The sequence below is a fragment of the Carbonicoccus niuqiaonis genome (genome assembly GCF_050157065.1).
Lineage (GTDB): Bacteria > Actinomycetota > Actinomycetes > Propionibacteriales > Propionibacteriaceae > Avipropionibacterium.
In genome coordinates this window covers 3,610,828-3,633,262 of the sequence record NZ_CP189573.1, presented here as the reverse complement: position 1 = coordinate 3,633,262, position 22,435 = coordinate 3,610,828, and the positions used below count along the sequence as shown (strand labels likewise).

At 69.9% G+C, this 22,435-nt stretch carries 22 protein-coding genes; 14 read left to right on the top strand and 8 right to left on the bottom strand.

All coding sequences use genetic code 11. The features are described from left to right. Nucleotides 1-59 precede the first annotated feature (59 nt). Nucleotides 60-947, top strand: coding sequence for an SMP-30/gluconolactonase/LRE family protein (locus ACQBAU_RS16640; RefSeq protein WP_465255548.1), 888 nt, complete (start codon nucleotides 60-62; stop codon nucleotides 945-947). Between the two features lie 36 nt (nucleotides 948-983). Then, entirely contained in the window at nucleotides 984-1,631 is a 648-nt protein-coding gene (locus ACQBAU_RS16635) for a TrmH family RNA methyltransferase (RefSeq protein ID WP_465255549.1), read from the top strand. On the opposite strand, the gene ACQBAU_RS16630 is transcribed toward ACQBAU_RS16635, so the two are convergent. After that, nucleotides 1,632-2,696: an SIS domain-containing protein gene (locus tag ACQBAU_RS16630; protein ID WP_465255550.1), complete on the bottom strand. Its 1,065-nt coding sequence runs from the start codon at nucleotides 2,694-2,696 to the stop codon at nucleotides 1,632-1,634. 111 nt (nucleotides 2,697-2,807) lie between these two features. Here ACQBAU_RS16630 and ACQBAU_RS16625 point away from each other — a divergent pair, with 111 nt between their 5' ends. The 3 genes from ACQBAU_RS16625 to fbaA all read left to right on the top strand — a co-directional run bounded on the left by ACQBAU_RS16625 (nucleotide 2,808) and on the right by fbaA (nucleotide 5,328). Continuing rightward, a complete protein-coding gene (locus tag ACQBAU_RS16625) occupies nucleotides 2,808-3,563 on the top strand; it encodes a GntR family transcriptional regulator (RefSeq protein WP_434550961.1) in 756 nt (251 codons plus the stop codon). A gap of 72 nt (nucleotides 3,564-3,635) precedes the next feature. After that, nucleotides 3,636-4,172, top strand: coding sequence for a hypothetical protein (locus ACQBAU_RS16620; RefSeq protein WP_465255551.1), 537 nt, complete (start codon nucleotides 3,636-3,638; stop codon nucleotides 4,170-4,172). 130 nt (nucleotides 4,173-4,302) lie between these two features. After that, on the top strand, nucleotides 4,303-5,328 hold the full coding sequence (gene fbaA, locus ACQBAU_RS16615; protein WP_465255552.1) for a class II fructose-bisphosphate aldolase: 1,026 nt from the start codon (nucleotides 4,303-4,305) through the stop codon (nucleotides 5,326-5,328). Between the two features lie 76 nt (nucleotides 5,329-5,404). On the opposite strand, the gene ACQBAU_RS16610 is transcribed toward fbaA, so the two are convergent. Beyond that, complete coding sequence (locus tag ACQBAU_RS16610; protein ID WP_465255553.1) at nucleotides 5,405-5,794, bottom strand: PRC-barrel domain-containing protein; 390 nt, start codon at nucleotides 5,792-5,794, stop codon at nucleotides 5,405-5,407. A 126-nt stretch (nucleotides 5,795-5,920) separates the two neighbouring features. Here ACQBAU_RS16610 and ACQBAU_RS16605 point away from each other — a divergent pair, with 126 nt between their 5' ends. After that, on the top strand, nucleotides 5,921-6,358 hold the full coding sequence (locus tag ACQBAU_RS16605; protein WP_434550957.1) for a DUF3151 domain-containing protein: 438 nt from the start codon (nucleotides 5,921-5,923) through the stop codon (nucleotides 6,356-6,358). A 95-nt stretch (nucleotides 6,359-6,453) separates the two neighbouring features. Continuing rightward, entirely contained in the window at nucleotides 6,454-7,737 is a 1,284-nt protein-coding gene (locus ACQBAU_RS16600; RefSeq protein ID WP_465255554.1) for an adenylosuccinate synthase, read from the top strand. Between the two features lie 28 nt (nucleotides 7,738-7,765). Here the strand turns inward: ACQBAU_RS16600 and ACQBAU_RS16595 are convergent, their stop codons facing one another. Then, nucleotides 7,766-8,512 (bottom strand): class I SAM-dependent methyltransferase, encoded by a 747-nt coding sequence (locus ACQBAU_RS16595; protein ID WP_465255555.1) that lies wholly within the window; start codon nucleotides 8,510-8,512, stop codon nucleotides 7,766-7,768. Between the two features lie 254 nt (nucleotides 8,513-8,766). Between ACQBAU_RS16595 and purD the strand changes: the two genes are divergently transcribed. Both purD and purB read left to right on the top strand, forming a co-directional pair. Beyond that, the gene (gene purD, locus ACQBAU_RS16590) at nucleotides 8,767-10,026 is read left to right on the top strand and encodes a phosphoribosylamine--glycine ligase (protein WP_465255731.1); all 1,260 of its coding nucleotides are present in this window, start codon (nucleotides 8,767-8,769) and stop codon (nucleotides 10,024-10,026) included. A gap of 2 nt (nucleotides 10,027-10,028) precedes the next feature. Continuing rightward, nucleotides 10,029-11,462 carry an adenylosuccinate lyase gene (gene purB / locus ACQBAU_RS16585; RefSeq protein WP_465255556.1) on the top strand — a complete coding sequence of 478 codons (1,434 nt, stop codon included), beginning with the start codon at nucleotides 10,029-10,031 and terminating at the stop codon, nucleotides 11,460-11,462. 8 nt (nucleotides 11,463-11,470) lie between these two features. On the opposite strand, the gene ACQBAU_RS16580 is transcribed toward purB, so the two are convergent. Further along, nucleotides 11,471-12,973: an APC family permease gene (locus ACQBAU_RS16580; RefSeq protein WP_434550953.1), complete on the bottom strand. Its 1,503-nt coding sequence runs from the start codon at nucleotides 12,971-12,973 to the stop codon at nucleotides 11,471-11,473. 120 nt (nucleotides 12,974-13,093) lie between these two features. On the opposite strand from ACQBAU_RS16580, the gene ACQBAU_RS16575 reads away from it, so the two are divergent. Next, the gene (locus tag ACQBAU_RS16575; protein ID WP_465255557.1) at nucleotides 13,094-14,368 is read left to right on the top strand and encodes a glutaminase; all 1,275 of its coding nucleotides are present in this window, start codon (nucleotides 13,094-13,096) and stop codon (nucleotides 14,366-14,368) included. A gap of 17 nt (nucleotides 14,369-14,385) precedes the next feature. Here ACQBAU_RS16575 and ACQBAU_RS16570 read toward each other — a convergent pair whose 3' ends face one another. Next, nucleotides 14,386-15,363, bottom strand: coding sequence for a hypothetical protein (locus tag ACQBAU_RS16570; protein WP_434550951.1), 978 nt, complete (start codon nucleotides 15,361-15,363; stop codon nucleotides 14,386-14,388). After that, nucleotides 15,363-16,229: a helix-turn-helix transcriptional regulator gene (locus ACQBAU_RS16565; RefSeq protein WP_434550950.1), complete on the bottom strand. Its 867-nt coding sequence runs from the start codon at nucleotides 16,227-16,229 to the stop codon at nucleotides 15,363-15,365. The genes ACQBAU_RS16570 and ACQBAU_RS16565 overlap by 1 nt, the downstream gene beginning before the upstream one ends. A 72-nt stretch (nucleotides 16,230-16,301) precedes the next feature. On the opposite strand from ACQBAU_RS16565, the gene ACQBAU_RS16560 reads away from it, so the two are divergent. Then, a complete protein-coding gene (locus ACQBAU_RS16560; RefSeq protein WP_434550949.1) occupies nucleotides 16,302-17,126 on the top strand; it encodes a phytanoyl-CoA dioxygenase family protein in 825 nt (274 codons plus the stop codon). Between the two features lie 58 nt (nucleotides 17,127-17,184). On the opposite strand, the gene ACQBAU_RS16555 is transcribed toward ACQBAU_RS16560, so the two are convergent. Next, a complete protein-coding gene (locus tag ACQBAU_RS16555) occupies nucleotides 17,185-18,630 on the bottom strand; it encodes a hypothetical protein (RefSeq protein ID WP_434550948.1) in 1,446 nt (481 codons plus the stop codon). A 116-nt stretch (nucleotides 18,631-18,746) separates the two neighbouring features. On the opposite strand from ACQBAU_RS16555, the gene ACQBAU_RS16550 reads away from it, so the two are divergent. The 3 genes from ACQBAU_RS16550 to ACQBAU_RS16540 are packed head-to-tail and all read left to right on the top strand — an operon-like array spanning nucleotide 18,747 to nucleotide 21,340. Next, entirely contained in the window at nucleotides 18,747-19,541 is a 795-nt protein-coding gene (locus tag ACQBAU_RS16550) for an ABC transporter permease (protein WP_434550947.1), read from the top strand. Continuing rightward, nucleotides 19,534-20,358, top strand: a complete 825-nt coding sequence (locus ACQBAU_RS16545; RefSeq protein ID WP_434550946.1) for an ABC transporter permease — start codon at nucleotides 19,534-19,536, stop codon at nucleotides 20,356-20,358. Before ACQBAU_RS16550 ends, ACQBAU_RS16545 begins: the two co-directional genes overlap by 8 nt. A 1-nt stretch (nucleotide 20,359) precedes the next feature. Then, nucleotides 20,360-21,340 (top strand): ABC transporter ATP-binding protein, encoded by a 981-nt coding sequence (locus tag ACQBAU_RS16540; protein ID WP_465255559.1) that lies wholly within the window; start codon nucleotides 20,360-20,362, stop codon nucleotides 21,338-21,340. Here ACQBAU_RS16540 and ACQBAU_RS16535 read toward each other — a convergent pair. Then, nucleotides 21,317-22,435 carry a diacylglycerol/lipid kinase family protein gene (locus ACQBAU_RS16535; RefSeq protein ID WP_465255560.1) on the bottom strand — a complete coding sequence of 373 codons (1,119 nt, stop codon included), beginning with the start codon at nucleotides 22,433-22,435 and terminating at the stop codon, nucleotides 21,317-21,319. The two genes, ACQBAU_RS16540 and ACQBAU_RS16535, sit on opposite strands and share 24 nt — an antisense overlap.

Genomic DNA, 22,435 nt, shown 5'->3' with positions numbered 1-22,435 from the left:
GCCCCACGACAAGCTCGGGTGTCGTGGGGCCGCTCGCGGGTCGTGGAAGAGTGGTGCCCATGACGACTCTGATCAAGGCCGAGTGGCAGCGCCTCGACGAGCGGTTCGACCTCGGCGGTGATCGATTCCTCGAAGTCCTGTACGACAAGGGAAGTTGGCTCGAGGGGCCGTGCTACTCCGCCGCATGGCGCACGCTGCTGTTCAGCGACATCCCGAACGATCGGGTGCTGGCCTGGCAGGAGGTGGGCGAGTACGTCGGCGTCTGGCGGAGCCCCGGTGGCTACGCCAACGGCCGCACCGTCGATCGGGCCGGACGGATGCTGCAGTGCGAGCACGGTAGCCGATCGGTCACCCGGACCGAGCCCGACGGCACCGTCACCGTCCTCGCGGATCGCTGGCAGGGCAGGCGATTCAACAGCCCCAACGACGTGGTCGAACGCAGCGACGGCAGCATCTGGTTCACCGACCCCAGCTACGGCATCGACACCTCGTACGAGGGGTACGCGGCCGAACGCGAGATCGGCGGGTGCCACGTCTACCGGATCGACACCGACGGCACCGTGACCCGCGTCGCCGACGACTTCGATCGGCCCAACGGACTGGCGTTCTCCGCCGACGAACACACCCTGTACGTCGTCGACACCCGCCGCAAGCACCTGCGCCGGTTCACCGTCGAGCCCGATCTGAAACTGTCCGGCGGTGAGGTGTTCGCCACCTGCGACAGCGGCGGCTTCGACGGCATCCGACTCGACGTGGCCGGCCGGATCTGGGCCGCCGCCCCCGACGGGTTGCACGTCTTCGACCCCGACGGCACCCTGCTCGGCAAGCTGCTGCTGCCCGAGGCGTGCTCCAACCTCTGCTTCGGCGGGCCGAAGCGCAACATCATCTACGCCACCGCGACCAACCTGCTGCTGTCGATCCGGGTCAACACCAGTGGTGTCCACTGAACGAACATCTGCGGGATCCGGGTACCGTCAGCGTCCATGACCGACCCCGACAGCGCCACCACAGCTGCGGAACCACCCGCCGACGTCGGCGTCGGACCACATCCGAAGCCATGGCCGGACGACGCCCACCTCGACCCCGAACTGCTGGCCCACGGCGATCGACGCAACGTCGTGGATCGCTACCGGTACTGGCGGATGGCCGACATCGTCGCCGACCTGGCCTCACGCCGCCAGCTGCTTCACGTGGCCATCCAGAACTTCGAGCACGACTTCAACATCGGGTCGGTGGTGCGTACCGCCAACGCGTTCAACGTCGCCGGGGTGCACATCGTCGGCCGTCGCCGCTGGAACCGCCGCGGCGCCATGGTGACCGATCGCTACCTCGACGTCCAGCACCACCCCGACGTCGACGACTTCGCCGGCTGGCTGACCGACACCGGGCTCGTCCCGGTGGCGGTCGACAACCTGCCCGGCGCGGAACCGCTGGAGACCACCCCGCTGCCGGAGCGGTGCTGCCTGGTGTTCGGCAGCGAAGGATCCGGCCTGAGTGACGAGTTGGTCGCGGTGTGTGACCGGATGGTGGCGATCACCCAGTACGGCTCCACCCGTTCCCTGAACGCCGGGGCGGCCGCTGCGATCGCGATGTACCAGTGGGCGCGCGACTGGGCACGCGAGGAGCGGTGATCAGTCGGTCTGGGTGACCTTCTTCAGCCCCCGCGGCTGGTCCGGGTCCAGGTCGAGTGCACGGGCGAGCCGCTCGACGAGCAGCTGGGCCGGGATCGGCAGCACCGTCGGCGCCAGCACCTCCGGCAGGTCCGGGCCGGGCAGTGCCAGGTCACAGGCCGCCCGGAACGCCTCATCACCACCGATGCCGAGCACCGGTGCCCCCGACGCCCGGACCGAGGTGGCCAGTTCCATCAGACCCGGCAGTGTCGGGCCACTCGGCCCGGCCAGCAGCAAGGTCGCCAGTTCGGCGTCCACGATCGCCATCGGACCGTGCTTCAGGTCGGCGTACGACAGCCCGCGCACCGGGCGCAGACAGGTCTCCTCCAACTTCAGGGCCGCCTCGAGCGTGGTGCCGAAGGTGATCCCGCGACCGCTGGTGAGCACTTCGTCGGTGCCCTTGAGCACCTCGACCATCTGGTCGAGGACGTCGGTGTCGGTGGCCAACATGGCCTCGGCCTGCTCGGGGATGCGCCTGAAGTCGGCGTCCAGGGCACCCGGAGTGGGTGACAGTGCGTCCACCAGCACCGTCAGTGCGGCGACCTGCGTGGTGAAGGTCTTGGTGGCCGGCACCGCCAACTCCTTGCCCGCATCGGTGATCAACGCGAGGTCGGCGATCCGGGCGAGGTCGGAGTCGGCCACGTTGGTGACACCGATCGTGGCGGCGCCCTGGTCGGCCGCCCATTCCAACGCCTGCACGATCTCCTGGGTCGAGCCGGACTGGCTGACCGCGATCGCGAGGGTGTCGGACAGGTCACGCTTCGGCGCCGACTCGGCGTACAGGGTGGCCACCGACGGGGCGGCCAGTGCACAGTTCCAGCCGCCGTGGATCTCGGCCAGGTAGCGGGCGCACACGGCGGCGTTGTCGCTGGAACCCCGGGCGATGAACATCAGCCAACGGCGGCCCTTCGCCAGCCGGGCGATGTCGGGACGAAGCAGCAGCAGTCGATCGAGGGTACGGCTGAGGGCGGCGGGCTGGTCGGCGATCTCCCTGGCCATCTGGCTGGTCATGGGGGTGTTGTCCATCTCTCAGGCTCTCCGTCATACTGGTATGGCGTGGTTTCATCCACTCGGCGCTCCCATTATCGGCATCACGCGCCGCGATGTGCAGGTCGGGTCTCGATCAGGAGGATCTCAGTGCCCCAGGACTCGTCCCTGTTCGACCGGCTGCCGCACCACCTCGGCCCGGCCACCACCAAGCGTGCCCAGGTCCGCGAGATCCTGTCGGACCTGATCGACACCGAACTCCACCCCGGCGACGCCATCCCGTCGGAGCGGTCACTGGTGGTACGCCTCGGCGTCTCACGCGTCACCGTCCGGCAGGCGATCGCCGACCTGGTCGAGGCCGGCGTCCTGGAACGCGTGCACGGCAAGGGCACCTACGTCACGGGACCGCAGGTCGACTCCCGACTCCACCTGACCTCGTTCTCCCGCGAGATGCGGGCCCGTGGCCTCGAGCCGGCCACCGTGGTGCTGTCGGCCACCGAGGTGGTCGCCGACGACGACATCGCGTTCGCACTGCGGATGCGCCCCGGCTCCAAGGTGATCCGGGTGGAGCGGCTGCGCACCGCGGACGGGTCGCCGATGGCGTACGAGGTCGGCCACTACCCGTCCGCACTGTTCCCCGGCCTGTTGGACCGTGAGCTCGGCGCACTGTACGACGTGTTCGCCGCCGAGTACGGGGTGGTCGTGACCAGCGGGGAGCAGACCGTGCGGGCCGAGTCGGCCGACGGGCACCGCGCCAAGATCCTCGGCCTGGCCAAACGCGCCCCGCTGCTGGTGCAGGAGCGGGTCACCTCCAGCGGGGACCGGGTGATCGAGTTCTCGACCTCGTCGTACCGCGCCGACCGATACCGGATCCACATGGCCATCACCCCCCGCGGCGCCCGCTGAGCCCAGCCCGGCAGCACGGCCCCGGCAGGCGAGCGCACCACCGGTGCCACCACCCGTGACACAATGGGCGCCATGTCGGTGCTCGGTACGTTCGTGGAGATCAACGAACTGGTCCTGCCGTACGACGAGACCGCGACCAAGGCGCGACGCGACCGCTACTTCAAGAGCTTCCTGTTCGCCATCGTCGGGCTGGTCGTGAGCGCCCTCATCGCACTGGTGTTCTGGCTGATCTTCCGGTGGAACGACCCCCTGATCTGGGGCCTGTACATCGCGGTCGGCGCGCTCAGCCTGTTCCGCATCGGGTACGCACTCACCCGTTGGCTGATCAACCGTCGGACCCACAAGCGGATGCCGGACGGCACCGCGGTCAAGGTCGACCGGAGCGGCATCATCGTCGGCGACGGCCACGGGACGTGGGACGAGGTGACCTCGGTGGTCGCCGTGACTCCGTGGTGGTCGAAGACCGCCCGGCTGCAGTTGACCACCACCAGTGACCGGAGCGTGCTGCCGGTCGACCAGCTGCCCGCCGTGCTGTCCACGGTGGACTCGGCGGTGTCGGTCTTCTCCCAGGGGCGGCACCGGATCGACACCAGCAGGCTCGATCGCTGATCCACTCCTCCCCGGGCGGCCCGGAAGACCACCGGTGGCGGTGGTCCGGAGGCCGTGGGCGTCACGTCGCGGTGTCGCGAACGGGGTGCAAGGATGGGACCACTGACGATCAACTGGAAAGGGGTCACACATGCCCATCGCCACCCCCGAGGTGTACGCCGAGATGCTGGACCGGGCCAAGGAACAGCGCTTCGCCTACCCGGCCATCAACGTGAGTTCGTCGCAGACCCTCAACGCCGCGCTGGCCGGCTTCGCCGAGGCCGGCTCCGACGGCATCATCCAGGTCTCCACCGGTGGCGCGGAGTACGCGTCCGGGCCGACCATCAAGGACATGATCTCCGGCTCGGTGGCCCTGGCCGAGTACGCACACGTGGTGGCCGAGAAGTACCCGGTCAGCATCGCGTTGCACACCGACCACTGCCCCAAGGAGAAGCTGGACGGCTTCGTACGGCCGTTGGTCGCCATCTCCGCCGAGCGGGTCAAGAACGGGCAGAACCCGCTCTTCCAGTCGCACATGTGGGACGGTTCGGCCGTGCCGGTCGAGGAGAACCTCGCCATCGCCGAGGAACTGCTCGCACAGACGGCGGCGGCCAAGATCATTCTCGAGATCGAGGTGGGTGTCGTCGGCGGTGAGGAGGACGGTGTCGCCAACGAGATCAACGACAAGCTCTACACCACGGTCGAGGACGGGATGCGGACCGTCGAGGTGCTCGGCACCGGCGAGAAGGGGCGCTACATCACCGCGCTGACCTTCGGCAACGTCCACGGCGTCTACAAGCCGGGCTCGGTCAAGCTGCGCCCCGAGGTGCTGAAGCAGATCCAGGACGAGGTCGGCGCCAAGATCAACAAGGAGCGCCCGTTCGACCTGGTCTTCCACGGTGGTTCGGGTTCTTCGCTCGAGGAGATCCGCGCCGCGGTCGACTACGGCGTGATCAAGATGAACATCGACACCGACACCCAGTACGCGTTCACCCGTCCCGCCGCGGCGCACATGTTCGCCAACTGGGACGGGGTGCTGAAGGTGGACGGCGAGGTCGGCAACAAGAAGGCGTACGACCCGCGCGCCTGGGGTCGGGCCAGCGAGGCCGGGATGGCGCAGCGCGTGATCACCGGCTGTGAGGACCTGCGTTCGGCAGGCACCTCTCCCAACGCCTGACGAGCGACCGTCCGAGTCACACCGGCAACAGTCCCGGACCGATCATGGTCCGGGACTGTTTCTGCGTTCAGGCGGTTCAGCTGGTGTGGCGTTCCCGGCGACGGAGCCGGTCGCGGTCGGAGTCGGGATGCTCGGCCTTCGCCTCACCGTTGCCGTCGAGCCCGAAGTAGGCGAAGAGCGCCTGCTGCTCGGCCCGCTCGAGGTGGCCGTCGGGCTCCACGTTCGGGGCGTCCTTGACCATCGCCTTCTCGTACGGCAGCACGATCGTGTCGCCGGTGAACTCGGCGTCACGGACCGGCACGAACGTCTCCTTGGTGCCGAAGAGGCCAGTCCGCACGGTGATGAAGTTGGGCAGCTCGGTGGCGTCGTCCAGGTAGATCTGGCCGACGGTGCCGATCTTGTCGCCCTCGCGGTCGAAGACCAACGCGTCGTACAGGTGATCGAGTTCTTCTGCTGACAGGACCATGGGGGCCTCCTGCTCGATGCCGGGACCGCGGAAGCGGCCGTTGAAACCTGGCTGGGAGCTGAGCCTAGCCGGGCCGGGGCCGCTGGTCGACCCATCACGGCGCGGGGCACACGGGGCGGACGTAGCATGGCGCAGGTGACCGACACCCATCGCAATCTGCTCGCCGACGGCCCAGCGCCGACCCACCTGCCGGTCGACCCGGCTGCCGCCGACCTGGCCGCCGGGTCCGATCCCGTCATGGTCGCCACCGGCAACCCGCAGTCCAGTCTGGTCTGGGCCGTCCTCGCCGAACGCGCGCTCGCGGCCGGCGACTCGACCGACGTGATCGTGGCGTACGCCTTCGCGCGCACGGGCTACCACCGGGGCCTCGACGCGCTGCGTCGATCAGGTTGGCGCGGCACCGGACCGGTGCCGTGGGAGCACGAACCCAATCGCGGATTCCTGCGGGCGCTGGCGGCGCTCGCCGAAGCCGCCCGACGGATCGGTGAGGACGAGGAGTACGAGCGGTGCACCCAGTTCCTGCGGGACAGCTCCGAAACCGGGTACGGCGAACTCATCGGCTGAGCCGGCCGGGCCCACCGGTCCGGTTCCGGTAGGCTGACCCGGTCAACCCCGGGTGGCGCGGCCCCCGGGGACGCTCATGTGGGAGGACGGCTGAGATGCCGGGAATCGTGATCGTCGGGGCCCAGTGGGGCGACGAGGGCAAGGGCAAGGCGACCGACCAGCTGGGGGACCGGGTCGACTACTGCGTCCGCTACTCGGGCGGCAACAACGCCGGGCACACCATCGTCGTCAACGACGAGAAGTACGTCTTGCACCTGCTGCCGTCGGGCATCCTCAACCCGGGGGTGACGCCGGTCCTCGGCAACGGAGTGGTGATCGACCTCGACGTGCTCTACCAGGAGTTGGACGACCTCGCCGCCCGCGGCGCCGAGGTGCAGCACCCGCTGGTGTCGGCCAACGCCCACGTGATCACCGAGTACCACAAGACCATCGACAAGGTCACCGAACGATTCCTCGGCAAGGCGAAGCTGGGCACCACCGGCCGTGGCGTCGGGCCGGCGTACGGCGACAAGGTCAACCGGATCGGCATCCGGATCCAGGACCTGTTCGACGAGTCGATCCTGCGCCGCAAGGTGGAGGCCGCGCTGGAGCAGAAGAACCACCTGTTGGTGAAGGTGTACAACCGGCGTGCCATCGAGCCCGACGAGATCACCGACCACCTGCTGACCTTCGCCGACCGGCTCCGGCCGCACGTGGTCGACGCGTCCCGGGTGATCAACGACGCCCTCGACAACGACAAGGTGGTGCTGTTCGAGGGGGCCCAGGCCCACCACCTCGACGTCGACCACGGCACCTACCCGTACGTCACCTCGTCCAACCCGATCGCCGCCGGCGCCTGCGTCGGGGCCGGCGTCGGCCCGACCCGGATCGACCGGGTCGTCGGGATCGCGAAGGCGTACACCACCCGGGTCGGCTCCGGACCGTTCGTCACCGAGTTGCACGACGAGGACGGCGAGAAGCTGCGCACGATCGGCAACGAGTTCGGCGCGACCACCGGGCGGCCCCGCCGCTGTGGTTGGTTCGATGCACTGGTGGTCGAGGACGCGGTCCAGGCCAACGCGTTCACCGACGTGTTCCTGACCAAGCTGGACTGCCTGACCGGCTGGGAGAAGATCCCGGTCTGCGTGGCGTACGACTTCAACGGCGAGCGGCACGAGGTGCTGCCGTACAGCCAGACCGACATCCACCACGCCACCCCGGTGTACGAATTCCTCGACGGCTGGACCGAGGACATCTCGAAGTGCCGCACCTTCGACGAGCTGCCGACCAACACCCAGGCCTACGTCCGCCGGCTCGAGGAGCTGATCCGCTGTCGGATCTCCGGCATCGGCGTCGGCCCGGGCCGCGAGGAGACGATCTCGCTGCACGACCTGATCTGAGTTTCACCGGCTCAGTCGGCGATGCGGGTCAGCCGGCGATGTGGTGGCGGAAGGCCTCCGTACGGTAGGGGAGCTCGACCGAGCCGTCGGCGTCGGCGACACTCTCGACCAGCTCGGTCACCCGGGCCAGCACCTGCTTCTGCTCGGCCGGTGGTGCGGCGATGAAGTGGCTCCGTGACGCGACCATGTCGCGGACATCGGCCACCGTCATGCTGCGGCGCCATCGGTGCACCCGGTGCTCGGCGGGGCCGAACGGAGCGGTCACCGTGGGCGGTCCGGCGGCCAGCATCCGCTCCGCTTCGCTCTGCGCCACCATCGTGGTGAGCTCGGCGGCCCACGGGGCGGCCGCGTCGTCGCGGATGTTCCAGATCAGGCCCAGCACCCCGCCCGGTGCAAGCACCCTTGCCGCTTCGACCGAGGCCGGCTCAGGGTCGACCCAGTGCCACGCCTGCCCGAAGGTGACCGCGTCCACGGCCCCGTCGGGCAACGGGATCTGCTCGGCCCGCCCGACGTGGGTCTCCACCTCACCCACCGCCGTGCGCAGCGTCTCCAGCATCCGGGCGTCCGGGTCGATCGCCACCACCTCGTGGCCGAGACGCCGCAGGGTCGAGGTGAGCTTGCCGGTGCCCGCGCCGACGTCGGCGACCCGACCGGCATCGCCGATCAGCCAGGCGACCAGGTCGTCGGGATAGTCGGGCCGACCGCGCTGGTAGGTGGCCGCCGCCACCCCGAATCCGGTGCCGAGCTGGTCCTTGGAGGGCTTGGGACTGGTCATGGCGGCGAGCCTACGTCCCTCGATTCCGCAAACCGACCGGTTGACCGGTGGGGCGGGGGTGCTCTCAGGCGTGGCCAATGCAGGACCCCGACCGCCGACCGGTCGGTTTGCGGAATCCTGCCGGCCGGCCGCCCCGGGTGGGACGAAGTGGGCGGCAGGCGGCGGGACGAAGTGGGGTGGCGGGCGGCAGGACGACTAGGATCCCGGGCGTGAGCAGCGACCCCCGGATCAACGACGGAACCCCGCAGCAACCGATCGAGGTGCTGGTGATCGGCGACGGCGGGCGGGAGCACGCCCTGGCGCTGGCCCTGTCGGCCGACCCGATCGTTGCCGCCGTCCACGCGGCGCCGGGCAACCCGGGAACCGCTCAGCTCGGCACCAACCATCCGGTCGCGGCGACCGACACGGCCGCAGTCGCCGCGCTGGCCCGCGAGCTCGGGGTCGGTCTGGTCGTCGTCGGACCGGAGGCACCGTTGGCCGCCGGTGTGGCCGATACCGTCCGTGACGCCGGGATCCCGTGTTTCGGGCCGTCGGCGGCGGCGGCCCGGATCGAGGCGAGCAAGTCCTTCGCCAAGGAGGTGATGGCGGCAGCCGGAGTGCCCACCGGACGGGCGATCACCTGTCACGACGAGACCGAGGTGGCGGCCGCCCTGGACGACCTGGGCGCCCCGCACGTGGTCAAGGACGACGGCCTGGCGGCCGGCAAGGGCGTCGTCGTCACCGACGATCGGGCCGTCGCGTTGGCCCACGGCACGGCGTGCGGTGACGTGGTGGTCGAGGAGTTCCTCGACGGCCCGGAGGTCAGCCTGTTCGCGATCACCGACGGTACGACGGTGCTGCCGTTGCTGCCGGCCCAGGACTTCAAGCGGGTCGGTGACGGCGATGCCGGGCCCAACACCGGCGGTATGGGTGCCTACACCCCGCTGCCGTGGCTCGCGTCCGAGGTGGTGACCCAGGTCGTCGACACGATCATCGAGCCGACGGTCGCCGAGATGCGGCGTCGCGGGACGCCGTTCGCCGGCCTGCTCTACACGGGGCTCGCGATCACCGCCGACGGGCCGAAGGTGATCGAGTTCAACGCCCGCTTCGGTGACCCCGAGACCCAGGTGCTGTTGCCGCTGCTGGCGACCCCGCTGGCGCAGGTGTTGCTGGCCGCGGCCACCGGCCGACTGGCCGAGGTCGGTGACCTGGCGTGGCGGACCGGGTCGGCGGTCGCGGTCGTGCTGGCCGCCCACGGCTATCCTGCACCGCCGCGGTCCGGTGATCCGATCACCGGCCTCGACCGTGTTGGCGGGGACGCCCATGTGATTCATGCCGGGACCCGCCGACAGGCTGACGGTGGCGTTGTCGCCTCCGGTGGCCGGGTGCTCGCCGTCGTCGGGGTGGGGGAGTCGCTGACGGCTGCCCGCGACACCGCGTACGCAGGCATGGCCGACATCCACCTCGACGGTGGCCACCACCGCACCGACATTGCGCGGACCGCTGCGGAACAGCAGTCCGGACAGGAGAGTTGATCATGGGCATCCCGAACGTGCTGGCGAACCGCTACGCCTCCGAGCCGATGCGTGAGCTCTGGTCGGCCGAGCACAAGATCATCCTGGAACGCCAACTGTGGTTGGCCGTCTTGTCGGCGCAACGTGATCTCGGGGTCGACTTCGGTGGCGGCGACGCCGACCGGGTGATCGCCGACTACGAGGCGGTGGTCGACCGGATCGACCTGGCCTCGATCGCCGCCCGGGAACGGGTCACCCGCCACGACGTCAAGGCGCGGATCGAGGAGTTCAACGCGCTCGCGGGTCACGAGCACATCCACAAGGGGATGACGAGCCGTGACCTGACCGAGAACGTGGAGCAGCTGCAGGTCACCCGAGGGCTGGCGATCATCACCGACAAGGTGGTGGCCACCCTGGTCCAGCTGGCCGGGCTCGCGACCGCGTACGACGAGCAGCCGATCGCCGGTCGCTCGCACAACGTGGCGGCACAGACGACCACGCTCGGCAAGCGGTTCGCGACCGCCGCCGACGAACTGCTGCAGGCGCACGGCCGGTTGGTCGACCTCACGGCCCGGTACCGGCTCCGGGGCATCAAGGGGCCGGTCGGCACCGGCCAGGACATGCTCGACCTGTTGGGTGGTGACGAGGCCAAGCTGGCGGAGCTGGAACAGCGCGTCGTCGACCACCTCGGGGTGGCGGGCGTGTTCGTCAGCACCGGGCAGGTCTATCCGCGCTCGCTGGACTACGAGGTCGTCACCGCGTTGGCGCAGACCGCAGCGGCGCCGTCGAACGTGGCGACCAGCATCCGGCTGATGGCCGGCCACGAGCTGGTCACCGAGGGGTTCGCCGCCGGGCAGGTCGGCTCGAGTGCGATGCCGCACAAGATGAACACCCGGTCGTGTGAACGGGTGAACGGGTTGTCGGTGATCATCCGCGGGTACGTGGCGATGGTCGGCGAGCTCGCCGGGGACCAGTGGAACGAGGGTGACGTGTCGTGCTCGGTGGTGCGCCGGGTCGCGCTGCCGGACGCCTTCTTCGCCCTCGACGGGCTGTTCGAGACGTTCTTGACCGTGCTCGCCGACTTCGGTGCCTTCCCGGCCGTGATCAACAACGAGCTGGATCGCTACCTGCCGTTCCTCACCACCACCAAGGTGCTGATGGCCGCCGTACGCAGTGGTGTGGGTCGCGAGGTGGCCCACGAGGTGATCAAGGAACACGCGGTCGCGGTCGCGCTGGCGATGCGTGAGGAGGGCCGTACCGACAACGACCTGTGGGATCGGCTGGCCGCCGACCAGCGGCTCGGCCTGTCGAAGGAGCAGGTCGCCGCCGCGGCAGCCGAACCGCTGTCGTTGACCGGGACGGCCCGTGACCAGGTGGCCCGGATCGCCGCGGCCGTGGCGGAGCTCGCCGAGCAGCACCCCGAGGCCGCCGCGTACGCTCCGGGGGCCGTGCTCTGAGGATGAGCTCAGACCGTCTGTCGGTGTTCGCCGAGGACCAGGTGGTCCATCTCCTGGTCGGTCAGTCGGGTGGTCTGGCGGGCCCGGTGCCACAGGAAGAAGATGGCGCCCAGTACCACCCACACCCCGAGTGCGACCAGGGACGGGATTCCCAACTGGGCCGGCGATCCGGGGGTCATCAGCAGCAGGAAGAACCCGACGCCGACCAAGGCGCCCACCCCACTCATCACCTTCTTGACGGTGGATCGGACACCTTCCGGTTCGCCAGGTCGTTCGGGGGCGCCGGAGAGCCGGAACATGCGGAAGGCGGCCAGACAGGTGTAGGTGTAGGCGATCGTGACGCCGACCGAGCTCATGTCGACCACCCACACAAGCGCCTCGCGGCCGAACCACGGCGCGACCAGGCAGACGGCCGCGACGAACCAGATCGCCACCGTCGGGGTGCCGGTGCGCGGGTGCACCTTGGCGAAGACGGACGGGATGGTGTGGGCCCGTCCCATCGCGAACAGCAGTCGGCTGGCCGAGATGAAGAATCCGTTGAGCCCGGTGAAGACACCCATCGCGACCCCGACAGCCAACGCCAGCAGGCCGATCGGGCCGAACAGGCCTGCCATCCGGTCCGCGGTGCCCCAGACCGGCTCGCCGGCCACCAGCTCGGTCCACGGACCGGCGGCACCGGTGGCCAGCACCATGGCCACGTAGATGCCGGCCGCCGCGATGATCGCCAGAATGATCAACCCGAACGCCTTGCTCGGTGCGAAGTCGAACTCCTCGGCCGCCTGCGGGACGTTGTCGAAACCGACGAAGGCCCACGGGGCGATCGCCACGATGGCCAGGGTCGCCGACAGCGGAACAGCGCCGTCGGGGAAGCCGGGGACCAGGTTGCCCAGCGACGCGCCGGGATGGACGAGGACGCCGATCAGCAGGAGGGCCACGGCCGCCAACATGATCAGACAGAACACGAACTGCATCCGACCCGACAAGGTGGTGCCGAGTACGTTGAACACCGCGAACAGCACCAGCGCCAGACTGGCCACGACGACCTCACCGAGGTACACCTGCCAGCCCGCGATCTCCCACAGGGGCACCCATTCCACGACCCACGGGACCATCCGTCGGAACAGCAGGGCGAGCGCGGACGCGTTGAGCGCGACGATCGAGGTGTAGCCCAGGGTGAGGAACCACCCGCAGATGTAGGCGTGCAGCCGGCCGAAGGCCGTGTAGGCGTAGGCGTACTCGCCACCCGAGACCGGGAACGTCCGGATCAGGAAGCCGTAACTGACCGCGATCAGGCACATCAGCGCGGCCCCGACCGACAGCCCGATGATGGTGCCGAGCGGACCGGCCGTGGCCATCCAGTCCGTGGGCAGGACGAAGGCTCCCCACCCGATGGCCGAGCCGAGCGCGACGGCCCACACCCACTGCGGTTTGAGCGACCGTTCCAAGGTGGTGCGGTCTCCGGTCCTCGCCTCGGCCGTGGGGGGCTGGGTTGCGGGTGGCTGTGCGGTCATGGTGTCACTTCCGCTCGGGAACGGCACCACGGTAGCGGAGATGCGGCAACGCCGACGGTGAAGCGGGGTGGTCGGTGACTCGTGGGCCGACGCCCGGCCCGGGATGGCAGGCTGGAGGCCATGCGCTCCCCGATCCCGGACTACCTGGCCGACGTGATGACCGCCTGCGCCCCGGACGAGGGAGGTCAGGTCGCCGACTACATCCCCGAGCTCGCCGCGGTCGACCCGGACCAGTTCGCACTGTGCCTGACCACGGTCGACGGCGCGATCCACGAGGCCGGTGACAGCGGCGCCCACTTCACCATCCAGTCGATCTCGAAGCCGTTCGTGTACGCCTTGGCGATTCAGGAGTTGGGCCTCGACGCGGTACTGGCCAAGGTCGACGTCGAACCGTCGGGTGAGGCCTTCAACGAACTGTCGCTGGAGGAGGGGTCGGGGCGCCCGCTCAACCCCATGATCAACGCCGGGGCCATCGTGACGCACACGCTGGCCGGACCACCGGCAGATCGCTTCGACCGGGTGTTGGCCGGCTTGTCCGCCTTCGCCGGCCGGCCACTCGACGTCGACGAGTCGGTGTACGCGTCGGAGGCCGCCACGGCCTTCCGCAACTACGCGATCGCCAACATGCTGCGGGGCCACGGCACCATCACCGAGGATCCGGCCGCCGTGGTGCGCGGCTACACCCGACAGTGTGCGATCCGGGTCACCACCAAGGACCTGGCGCTGATGGCGGCCACCCTGGCCAACGGCGGCGTCCACCCGATCACCGAGGAGGAGGTGGTCGACGACGCCGTCGTACGGCAGGTGCTCAGTGTGATGACCACCTGCGGGATGTACGACGCGGCGGGCGACTGGCTCACCACCGTGGGGATCCCGGCCAAGAGCGGTGTCTCCGGTGGGCTGATCGGCGCACTCCCCGGGCAGGTCGGGATCGCCGCATTCTCGCCCCGGTTGGACGAACACGGTCACAGCGTGCGCGGTGAGGACGTGTTCCGACGGCTGTCGCGCGACATGGAGCTGCACATGATGAATGCGGCCCAGCCCGCCCGCGCCACCATCCGGCGGACACACACCGTTCGCCACGCCGAGGGCGGTGACGCCCGCGTCTATGCCCTGCACGGCTCGATCCAGTTCGCCGGTGCGGAACGACTGCTCCGTGACCTGGTGTCCCGGGCCGACGAACTCCCCACCGAGCTGGTGTTCGACCTGTCGGACGTCCATGCGATCAACGCCACGGCACGTCGGATGATCTTGGAAGTGATCAGGCGGCTCACCCTCGAGGGGCACCACGTCACGCTGGTGGACCCGGGGGACACCCTGCCCGAGCCGGACAGCGGCAGCGGGGTGCGACCCGACGTGGTCGGCTCGGTGGGTGAGGTGTCCCGCACCGCCTGAGGTGTGAGCGGCGAGGCTCAGTCGACGGTCAGGTCCGCGACGTACACACCGGTCGGGCCCTCGTGTGAGGAGTACCAGATCACCCGCACGCCGGTGTCGGTGTTGATCATGGCCGGATAGCCGCAGTCACCACCCGACGGCAGCGCCAGCAGCTCGACCAGCCGGTCGTCCTCGGTGAGCTGCCACAGCACGGTGCGTGGCTCCGGGTCGCGCACCCGGCCACCGGCGAGGAGTCGCCCGTCGGGCAACCGATGCAGGGTCGGCCCGCCGATGATCAGGTCGGTGTCGGTGAACGTCCAGCCCGCGTCGCCGGGCGCCGGCCGGCCGAGCACCGCGGTGCCGTCGCCCATGCTCTGCTCGTCGGCGAACCGACGGACCAGCACGCGCAGCCCGTCGTCGCTGTCGACGATGCCGGTCTCGTTCGGCAATCGGCCGGGCTGCACCTCACGCGGGTCGGTGAGCTCGGCCCGGACCGGATCCAGCAGCCACAGTTCCGCCCCACGGTCGGCCGCCGGCGTGTCGCGGAACGGGTACGTCACCGCCAGCCACCGGTCGTCGGTCCGTCGGTGGGTCAACGACCACAGCCACGTGTTCTCCGGGCCGAGCGGACGCGGCTCGTCCCAGGTCGCGCCGTCCGTACTGGTCCACAGGAAGGTCCGACACCCGGGAGCCTCGCCGCGGCGGGTGCCGGTGGCCACCACCGCGATCCCGGTGGGCGTCTGCAGCAACCGCGGGTCGCGGAGGTCGGCCAGCGCCGGGTCCGGGGAGCGGAGTCGGGCCACCCGGCGCCAGCGTGGCCGGGCGTCCCTGCCCGCCGCCGAAGCGCGGCGTCCCGTACGGGCCTCGCGCCAGATCTCGACGGTGCCGTCGTCGGACACGTGCGTACGGCCCGAACGGAAGGCGCACCACCAGGTGGTCCCGTCGGTCGCCAGGGACGGGAATCCGTGGTGGAGCTTGTTTCGTGCGACCGCGGTCATCGTCGTCAGGTGCAACATCACTGGCCTCCGGCGTCGGGACTGGGTTCGGAGCGTACCCGTCGGACACGTCCGGCCGACGGTGGCCGTCCGGTCAACTGGCGGAAACGCCGGGAGAAGTGCAGCGGATCCTCGAAGCCGACCAGCCTGGCCACCTCGGCGACGGCCAGCCGGGTGTCGAGCAGCAACCGCTCGGCCCGCTCCATCCGCAGCCGCGTCACGAACTGCATCGGGGCCACCCCCAGTTCGCGACGCATCAGCCGGTGCAGGTGTGCCGGTGACCACCCGGCAACGGCCGCAAGATCGGTGACCGTGATCGGCTCGGCGAGGTGCTCAGTCACCCATCGGGTCAGCCCGGCGAGCCCGGCCGGTGGCGTGACGCTCGGTCGATCCAGCTGGGCCAGCACCAGGCCCAGAACGCTGTGGGCACAGGAATCCACCAGGAGCCCGGTGGTCGGGGACACCGGTCGCGAGGTCGCGCCGTCGGCGACCACCGCGGTCAGCCCGGCGGTGCTGGTGGCGGTGACCAACTCGGCGAACCGTTCCCGGACGGCGGCCGAGTCACCGAAACGTCGAACCGGAGCATCACGTGTGGCGATCACCGGCCACCACCGATCGGCGACCGGCCCGTCCGCGTGGAGCCAGAACCACTCCCACTCCGTCGAGGTGGGCCGGTAGCGGTGCGGTACGTGGGGGTGCAGCGCCACCAGGTCGCCTGGGCCGGCCTGATGTCGTACCCCGGCGACAGTGACGTCCATCGAGCCACCGGTCACCCAGATGAGCAGGTGATCATCGGGATCACTCCGATCCGTCACCCAGGAACGTCTGTAGTGGAAGTGTCCGGCCGCGTTCACCGACAGCGGTGCCGCCGCGTCCAACGTTCCCATGAGATGACTATCCATGACGGAGGTGGGATCTGTCCATGGCGATCGGCGGGTCCGGAGAGCATGATCGGTGCCATGACGACGACTTCGACGACCGGCCTGGCGCCCGGTGAACTGGCTACGTGGCACCGCGACGGCTTCCACGTGGAGCGTGGGCTGTTCGCCGCCGGCGAGATCGACGCCGTACGGGAGAGGTTCGACGCCCTCGCCGCGCGGGGTGAGTCGATCCCGGGGCACTGGACCCTTGATCCCGACGCCGACGACCTGCTCGGGCGTTACCCCCGGGTGATGCAGCCGCACGACGTCGACCCCGCCAGCCTGTCGCTGCTGCTCGAGCCACGCCTGCAGCGCATCCTCACCACGCTGATGGGCGAGGACGTGGTGGCCTGCCAGTCGATGTACTACTTCAAGCCGCCCGGGGCGCGAGGACAGGCGTTCCACCAGGACAACTACTACCTGCGGGTCGAACCGTTGACCTGCGTGGCGGCGTGGATCGCGGTGGACCGATCCCATCCTGACAACGGTGGCCTGCAGGTCTGCCCCGGGACCCACACCATGGCCGTGGACTGCCCCGAGGAGGCCGACCCGACGACGTCGATCGCCCGGGAGTACGTGGCGCCACCGCCCGGGCACGATCCGGTGAAGCTCGAGCTCGAACCCGGCGACGTGCTGTTCTTCACCGGCAGCGTGGTGCACGGCTCGAACCCCAACCTGACCGACGACGAGTGGCGCCGTTCGTTCATCTGCCACTACCTGCCCGCATCAGCGACGCACATCGCGCAGTACTACCTGCCACACATGTACGACTTCGCCGGCAACCGGGTCGCCCGCGAGGCTGCCGTCGGCGGCGGTCCGTGCGGCACCGAACACGACGTGGCGATGGCGGACGGACGGCACTGAGGCCACGGCCCTCGAGCCGCATCACGACCCTCGAGCTCGTCGAGAGGCCCGCCGGAAGCTACCGTCCCACGCCCCTCGCGAGCGCGTCGATCCGGTTGCAGGCATGGGATGTCAGCCGTTCGAGGCTGCCGGGAGCCAGTGGGGTCTGCCATGCCTGGTAGGCGTTCACCTCGTACGCGTGCCGGGTCGGCAGGTAGACGAACCCGGGCCCGTTGGTCAGGTTGGCCACCAGGACCGGCCGGTCCCCGGCGTGGTTGCGCAACTCCAGCTGGAGTGGTGAGTAGGCCTCCCCCGGATGGGCGACCAGCAGGGCCGAGCCGAGCTGCCACACCCACACCGGGTGCTGCACGGTCGGCCCGGTGACGTACCCGTCACGCAGGTTCCGGGCCCGTTGCAGGCGCTCGGCGCGGGACCGTGGATCTATGTCGGCCCATTCGGTGGCCAGCTCCGCCAAGCTGGGCAGGGATCTGAGGTCGAGCTCGACGGTGTCGCGACTCGTCGTCAGCGTCCGCACCAGTGGGTCGGCCGGCCGGGGTAGCGGCTCCCACATCGCCAGCGGCGCGCCGGATTCGACCACACCGGTGAGGGTGAGGTCGCTGCCCGCCTCGGGCAGGGCAGCCAGGGCGGCCAGCACCGCATGGCCGAGCCCGGTGCCGTGGCGGTCGGCAACCGCGGTGTCCCCGGTGTACTGCTGTCGCGGTGCGAGCTCACCTGAGGCTCCCTGCAGGAAGGCAACCGGAGCTCCGGTGGTGCGTTCGACGAGATCACGCATCGCGCCCACGTAGTCGGGGGAGAGCAGCGAGCTCTGCCACGCCATCGTCGTCGGATGGCAGGCGTAGTTGACGATCGTGGCCAGCGGACGTGCCCGCTCGGTGCCGGCGTCACGGGTCAATCGACCGACCAGCACCAGGTCGTCGGCGGGGGTGTCGGTCTGCGCGGCGACCAGCGGGTTGTGGCCCACCACCGGGCGGTGCCCGCCACAGCCGTCCTCGAGCAGCAGCTCCCGGTTGCCGGCGAGACCGCAACGTCCGGTCGACCACTCCAGCACGGCCGACCCGAGATCGGCCAGGGCCTCCCGGGCGGCCTCGGTCGCCGCGTGCGCCAGCCGGTCCAGGTAGTCCGGGATCGCCGCACCGCCGGGCAGCTCGGCGTCGGCGGCACACAGCACCGGTCCGGCGTGGGTGTGGGACAACGAGATCAACACCCGGTCCGCCGACAGCCCCAGACCCGTCAGGACGGCCTCGCGGCATCTGGCCTCGTCATCCACGCGGCGCCACCAGGTGCCGTCCATGGTGATCATGACGGCCGGCTCGTCGGGTTGCTCCGGTACGGCGAGGGCGATCGCGGTGAGGGTGAAACGACGGTGGACACCGGTGGCGGCGTCCCAGTCGGCCGGCCCCCAGTTGCGGGCTCGGATCCCCGGCTCGGGCGTGATGTCGCGGGTGCCGACCCCGGCCAATCCGTGGAACGCCGGCACCCCGACCCGATCCCCCAGCGCCACCACGGCGTCACCCCTTCCACCCGGACTCGTGGCTGACTCTAGGGCCGACTCCCGGCAGGCGTGGCTTCGGTACGAAATCGCTTGCCACGCCGAGTGGTCACCCGTAATGTCCTGCGTTTGTGCGCCCATACCTCCACCTCGTCGCATCCGAGTTCCGGAGGCAGGCAACCTACCGGCTCGCGCTGGCGGCCGGGGTGTTCACCAACGGCGTCTTCGGCCTGCTCCGCGCCGGGGTGATGCTGGCCGCGGTGGCCGGCGCCGGGGGCATGGCCGGTGGGTACGACCGGGACGACGCGATCGCGTACGTGCTGTGGGGGCAGGCGTTGATCGGGGCGATCCCGTTGTGGTCGTGGAGCGAGGTCGCGACCCGGGTCCGTACCGGCGACATCGCGGTCGATCTCGCGCGACCGATGGACCTGCAGCTGTACTGGTGGTGCCGTGACCTCGGTCGGGCCGGGATGCAGTTCCTCGGCCGGGGCATCCCGATCCTGCTGATCGGGACGCTGTTGCTGCCGGTGGTGTGGCCGACCGCGCCCCGGACGTACCTGCTGGGTCTGGCCAGCCTGCTGCTCGGGCTGGCGGTCAACTTCGTCGCCCGCTACGGGATGAACCTGATCTCGATGTGGACCCTCGACGTCGCCGGCTACATGATCGCGTACGGGCTCCTGGTGCAGCTGCTGTCCGGCTTCTTCGTGCCGGTCGGCTTCTTCCCACCGTTCCTGCAGGCGATCGCCCACAACAGCCCCTTCCCGTCGATGTACCAGACCCCGATCGACCTGCTGACCGGCCGCGTCGACGGTGTGGATGCGCTCCGGCTGCTGGCCGTCCAGGTCGGGTGGTTGCTGGTCCTGTTGGTGATCACCCGGGTCGCCCAGCACTTCGGCACCCGCAAGCTGGTGATCCAAGGTGGTTGACCTCCACGTGGCGCCCGACCGCCGGTTCGCGGTGTGGCGCACCATCGTCCTCGCCCGGATCCGCAGCCAACTGGCGTACCGGTCGAGCTTCTGGTTGAACGCGAGCAACTCCTTCCTGCTCGGCGGCCTCGAGTTCATCGAGATCTACGTCCTGCTGTCGGTGTCGCCGGTCTTCGGCGGGTTGACGTTGGCGCAGGCGACGTTCGTGTTTGCCCTGTCCACCGTCGGATTCGCCGGAGCCGACCTGGTCTTCGGTCAGATGGACTCGCTGCCCACGTTCATCCGCAGCGGCCAACTCGAATCGTTCCTGACCAAGCCGCTGCCGTTGCTGCCGCAGCTGCTGAGTTCGTCGTTCCAACTCCGCCGGGCCGCTCGCATGGTGTTCGGAGTCCTTGCGCTGGTGGTGTCGGTCACCCAGCTCGACGTGGTGTGGACTCCGGTCACCGTCGCGCTCACCGTCGTCACCCCGGTGTTCGGCATGATGATCTTCGCGTCGCTGTTCGTGCTCGCCGGCGGCTGTCAGTTCTGGCTGGTGAACGGTGCGGAGTTCACCAACGCGTTCGTCTACGGCGGCAGCTACGCCAGCAGGCTGCCCGGTGGTGTGCTGCTCGCACCGATCCGCGTCTTCTTCACCTTCGTCGTCCCGACCACGATCACCGCGTACCTGCCGGCGCTGCTGATCCTGGGGCTCGACGGACCACCCGGGCTGCCCTCATGGCTCGCCTGGTTCGCACCACTGTTCGCCGCATGGAGTTGGCTGCTGGCCCTCCTGGTGTGGCGGGCCGGCGTTCGCAAGTACACCGGAGCGGGAGGCTGACATGGCCATCATCGAGTTGGACGACCTACGCCGGACCTTCGTCGTCCGCAAGAAGACCGGGCGCCTGGCGCGTCGCCGCGAGGTGGTGTCGGCGGTCGACGGGATCACCGCCGCCATCGAGCCGGGGGAGGCCTGTGGCTACATCGGCGCCAACGGTGCCGGGAAGTCCACCACGATCAAGATGATCACCGGCATCCTGGTGCCGACCTCGGGCTCGGTACGGACCTGTGGCCTGCAGCCGGTGGCGCAACGCAAGGTGCTGGCCCGTCGGATCGGGGTGGTCTTCGGGCAGCGCAGCCAGCTGTGGTGGGACCTGCCGCTGGCGGAGTCGTTCACCATCCTCGCGGCGATGCACCGGCTGTCCGGCGCCGACGCGAAGGTGCGGATCGACGACCTGGTCGAGCAGCTCGATCTGGGGGAGTTCCTGCAGACCCCGGTCCGGCAACTCTCGTTGGGGCAGCGGATGCGCGGTGAGGTCGCCGCCGCCCTGGTGCATCGGCCGGAGCTGCTCATCCTCGACGAGCCGACGATCGGGCTCGACATGATCAGCAAGGAACGGCTGCGCAAGTTCCTGCAGGCCGAGCGGGCGATGCAGGGTACGACCCTGCTGCTCACCACCCACGACATGGGCGACATCGAGCGGTTGTGCGAGCGCGTGTTGGTGGTCGACCACGGCAGGCTCGTCCATGACGGGCGACTCGACGCGCTGCGCCGGGAGGTCGCCCTCGAGCGCACGATGGTGATCGACTTCGCCGAACCGCAAGCACCGTTGGAGATCCCGGGGGCCGAGCTCGCCCGGTCCGAGCTGGACGGGTTGCGGCAGGCGTTCCGCTTCCACCCGGCCACGGTCACCGCCGCGCAGGTGGTCGCCGCGGCCAGCGCGTACGCCCCGATCAACGACCTGACGTTGGAGGAGCCGGCGATCGAGGACATCGTCCGGACGCTGTACGAGCGGGGCTCAGTCCGGGACGCGGACGCGTAGGGCGCTCGGCTCGACGCGAATGGTGACCTCGCGGATCTGGCCGACGGTGTCGCCGTCGAGTTCGAACTCCTCGGCCTCCTGGAGCTGCACCCGGAGCCGCTCGCCGCGCAGGTAGCGCAGGGCGCGGATCTCTCTGCTGCCCTGCTCGCCGCCGGTGAGCTGGCGTCCCACCTCGGTGCGACGCAGGATGCCGTTCTCGATCAGAATCTTGCCCCAGATGTTGAGCCAGCCGACGAGCCCGTCCGGACGCAGGGCCACGATGTCGAGGATGCCGTCGTCGACAGCGGCATCGGGCAACAGCAACACGTTGCCGGGCAGCGATCCGCAGTTGCCGACGAGCAGGGTGTGGACGCGTGCGACCCGTGGCCGGTGGTCGTCGAGGGTGAAGCGGAGCTTGATCCGTCGGCCCCCCTTCAGCGACAGGCCGATCGCCTTGACGTACGCCAACCAGCCGGCCTTCTTCTTGAGGTCCTCGTCGGTGTTGGCGATCATCTGCGCGTCCAGGCCCAGTCCCGCCATCACCACGAACGCCTTCTCGACCTGGCTGCCGTCGGCCAGGCTGTACCGGGCGACGCCGAGGTCGACCGGCCGGTCGCGGCCGGCGAAGGCTGTCGAGACGGACTCCTCGAGGTTGTCCAGGGTCAACTCCAGGTTGCGGGCCAGCAGGTTGCCGGTGCCCTGCGGCAGCAGCCCCAGGGCGACGTCGGCACCGCGTAGGCCTTCGGAGACCGCTCGGACCGTACCGTCACCGCCGGCCGCCAGCACGACCGACACCCCCGCATCGACGGCCTCCCGCGCCATCGACACCCCGGGATCGTCCTCGGTGGTCTCGAACCACAGCGATGGCCGGTAGTCGCCGGCCTGCTCGGCGGCCGACACCGCCGCCTTGAGCTGCGCCAGGTCGACCTTCACCGGGTTGTAGACGATGCCGGCCAGGCGCGGCCGCGGCTTGGGACCGACCTCCTCGGTCAGCTCCTCGGTCCGGGCCGCGGTGTGTTGCGCGGTCTCGGCCGGGCTGGCCCCGTCGGCCGGGCTGGCGCCGTCGGACGGGCGGTCATCGGCGGGGCCGTCGGCGGAGGGCTGGTCGGTGTCCAT

What these genes read in the sequence shown, in the direction of transcription:
- ACQBAU_RS16540 (WP_465255559.1), top strand. Translation starts at nt 20,360, where the DNA reads ATGGCCATCATCGAGTTGGACGACCTACGCCGGACCTTCGTCGTCCGC.
- ACQBAU_RS16595 (WP_465255555.1), bottom strand. Translation starts at nt 8,512, where the DNA reads ATGACCAGTCCCAAGCCCTCCAAGGACCAGCTCGGCACCGGATTCGGG.
- ACQBAU_RS16640 (WP_465255548.1), top strand. Translation starts at nt 60, where the DNA reads ATGACGACTCTGATCAAGGCCGAGTGGCAGCGCCTCGACGAGCGGTTC.
- ACQBAU_RS16570 (WP_434550951.1), bottom strand. Translation starts at nt 15,363, where the DNA reads ATGTTGCACCTGACGACGATGACCGCGGTCGCACGAAACAAGCTCCAC.
- ACQBAU_RS16610 (WP_465255553.1), bottom strand. Translation starts at nt 5,794, where the DNA reads ATGGTCCTGTCAGCAGAAGAACTCGATCACCTGTACGACGCGTTGGTC.
- ACQBAU_RS16535 (WP_465255560.1), bottom strand. Translation starts at nt 22,435, where the DNA reads ATGGACACCGACCAGCCCTCCGCCGACGGCCCCGCCGATGACCGCCCG.
- fbaA (WP_465255552.1), top strand. Translation starts at nt 4,303, where the DNA reads ATGCCCATCGCCACCCCCGAGGTGTACGCCGAGATGCTGGACCGGGCC.
- ACQBAU_RS16560 (WP_434550949.1), top strand. Translation starts at nt 16,302, where the DNA reads ATGACGACGACTTCGACGACCGGCCTGGCGCCCGGTGAACTGGCTACG.
- ACQBAU_RS16600 (WP_465255554.1), top strand. Translation starts at nt 6,454, where the DNA reads ATGCCGGGAATCGTGATCGTCGGGGCCCAGTGGGGCGACGAGGGCAAG.
- ACQBAU_RS16565 (WP_434550950.1), bottom strand. Translation starts at nt 16,229, where the DNA reads ATGGGAACGTTGGACGCGGCGGCACCGCTGTCGGTGAACGCGGCCGGA.
- ACQBAU_RS16630 (WP_465255550.1), bottom strand. Translation starts at nt 2,696, where the DNA reads ATGGACAACACCCCCATGACCAGCCAGATGGCCAGGGAGATCGCCGAC.
- ACQBAU_RS16575 (WP_465255557.1), top strand. Translation starts at nt 13,094, where the DNA reads ATGCGCTCCCCGATCCCGGACTACCTGGCCGACGTGATGACCGCCTGC.
- ACQBAU_RS16580 (WP_434550953.1), bottom strand. Translation starts at nt 12,973, where the DNA reads ATGACCGCACAGCCACCCGCAACCCAGCCCCCCACGGCCGAGGCGAGG.
- ACQBAU_RS16605 (WP_434550957.1), top strand. Translation starts at nt 5,921, where the DNA reads ATGGCGCAGGTGACCGACACCCATCGCAATCTGCTCGCCGACGGCCCA.
- ACQBAU_RS16620 (WP_465255551.1), top strand. Translation starts at nt 3,636, where the DNA reads ATGTCGGTGCTCGGTACGTTCGTGGAGATCAACGAACTGGTCCTGCCG.
- purB (WP_465255556.1), top strand. Translation starts at nt 10,029, where the DNA reads ATGGGCATCCCGAACGTGCTGGCGAACCGCTACGCCTCCGAGCCGATG.
- ACQBAU_RS16635 (WP_465255549.1), top strand. Translation starts at nt 984, where the DNA reads ATGACCGACCCCGACAGCGCCACCACAGCTGCGGAACCACCCGCCGAC.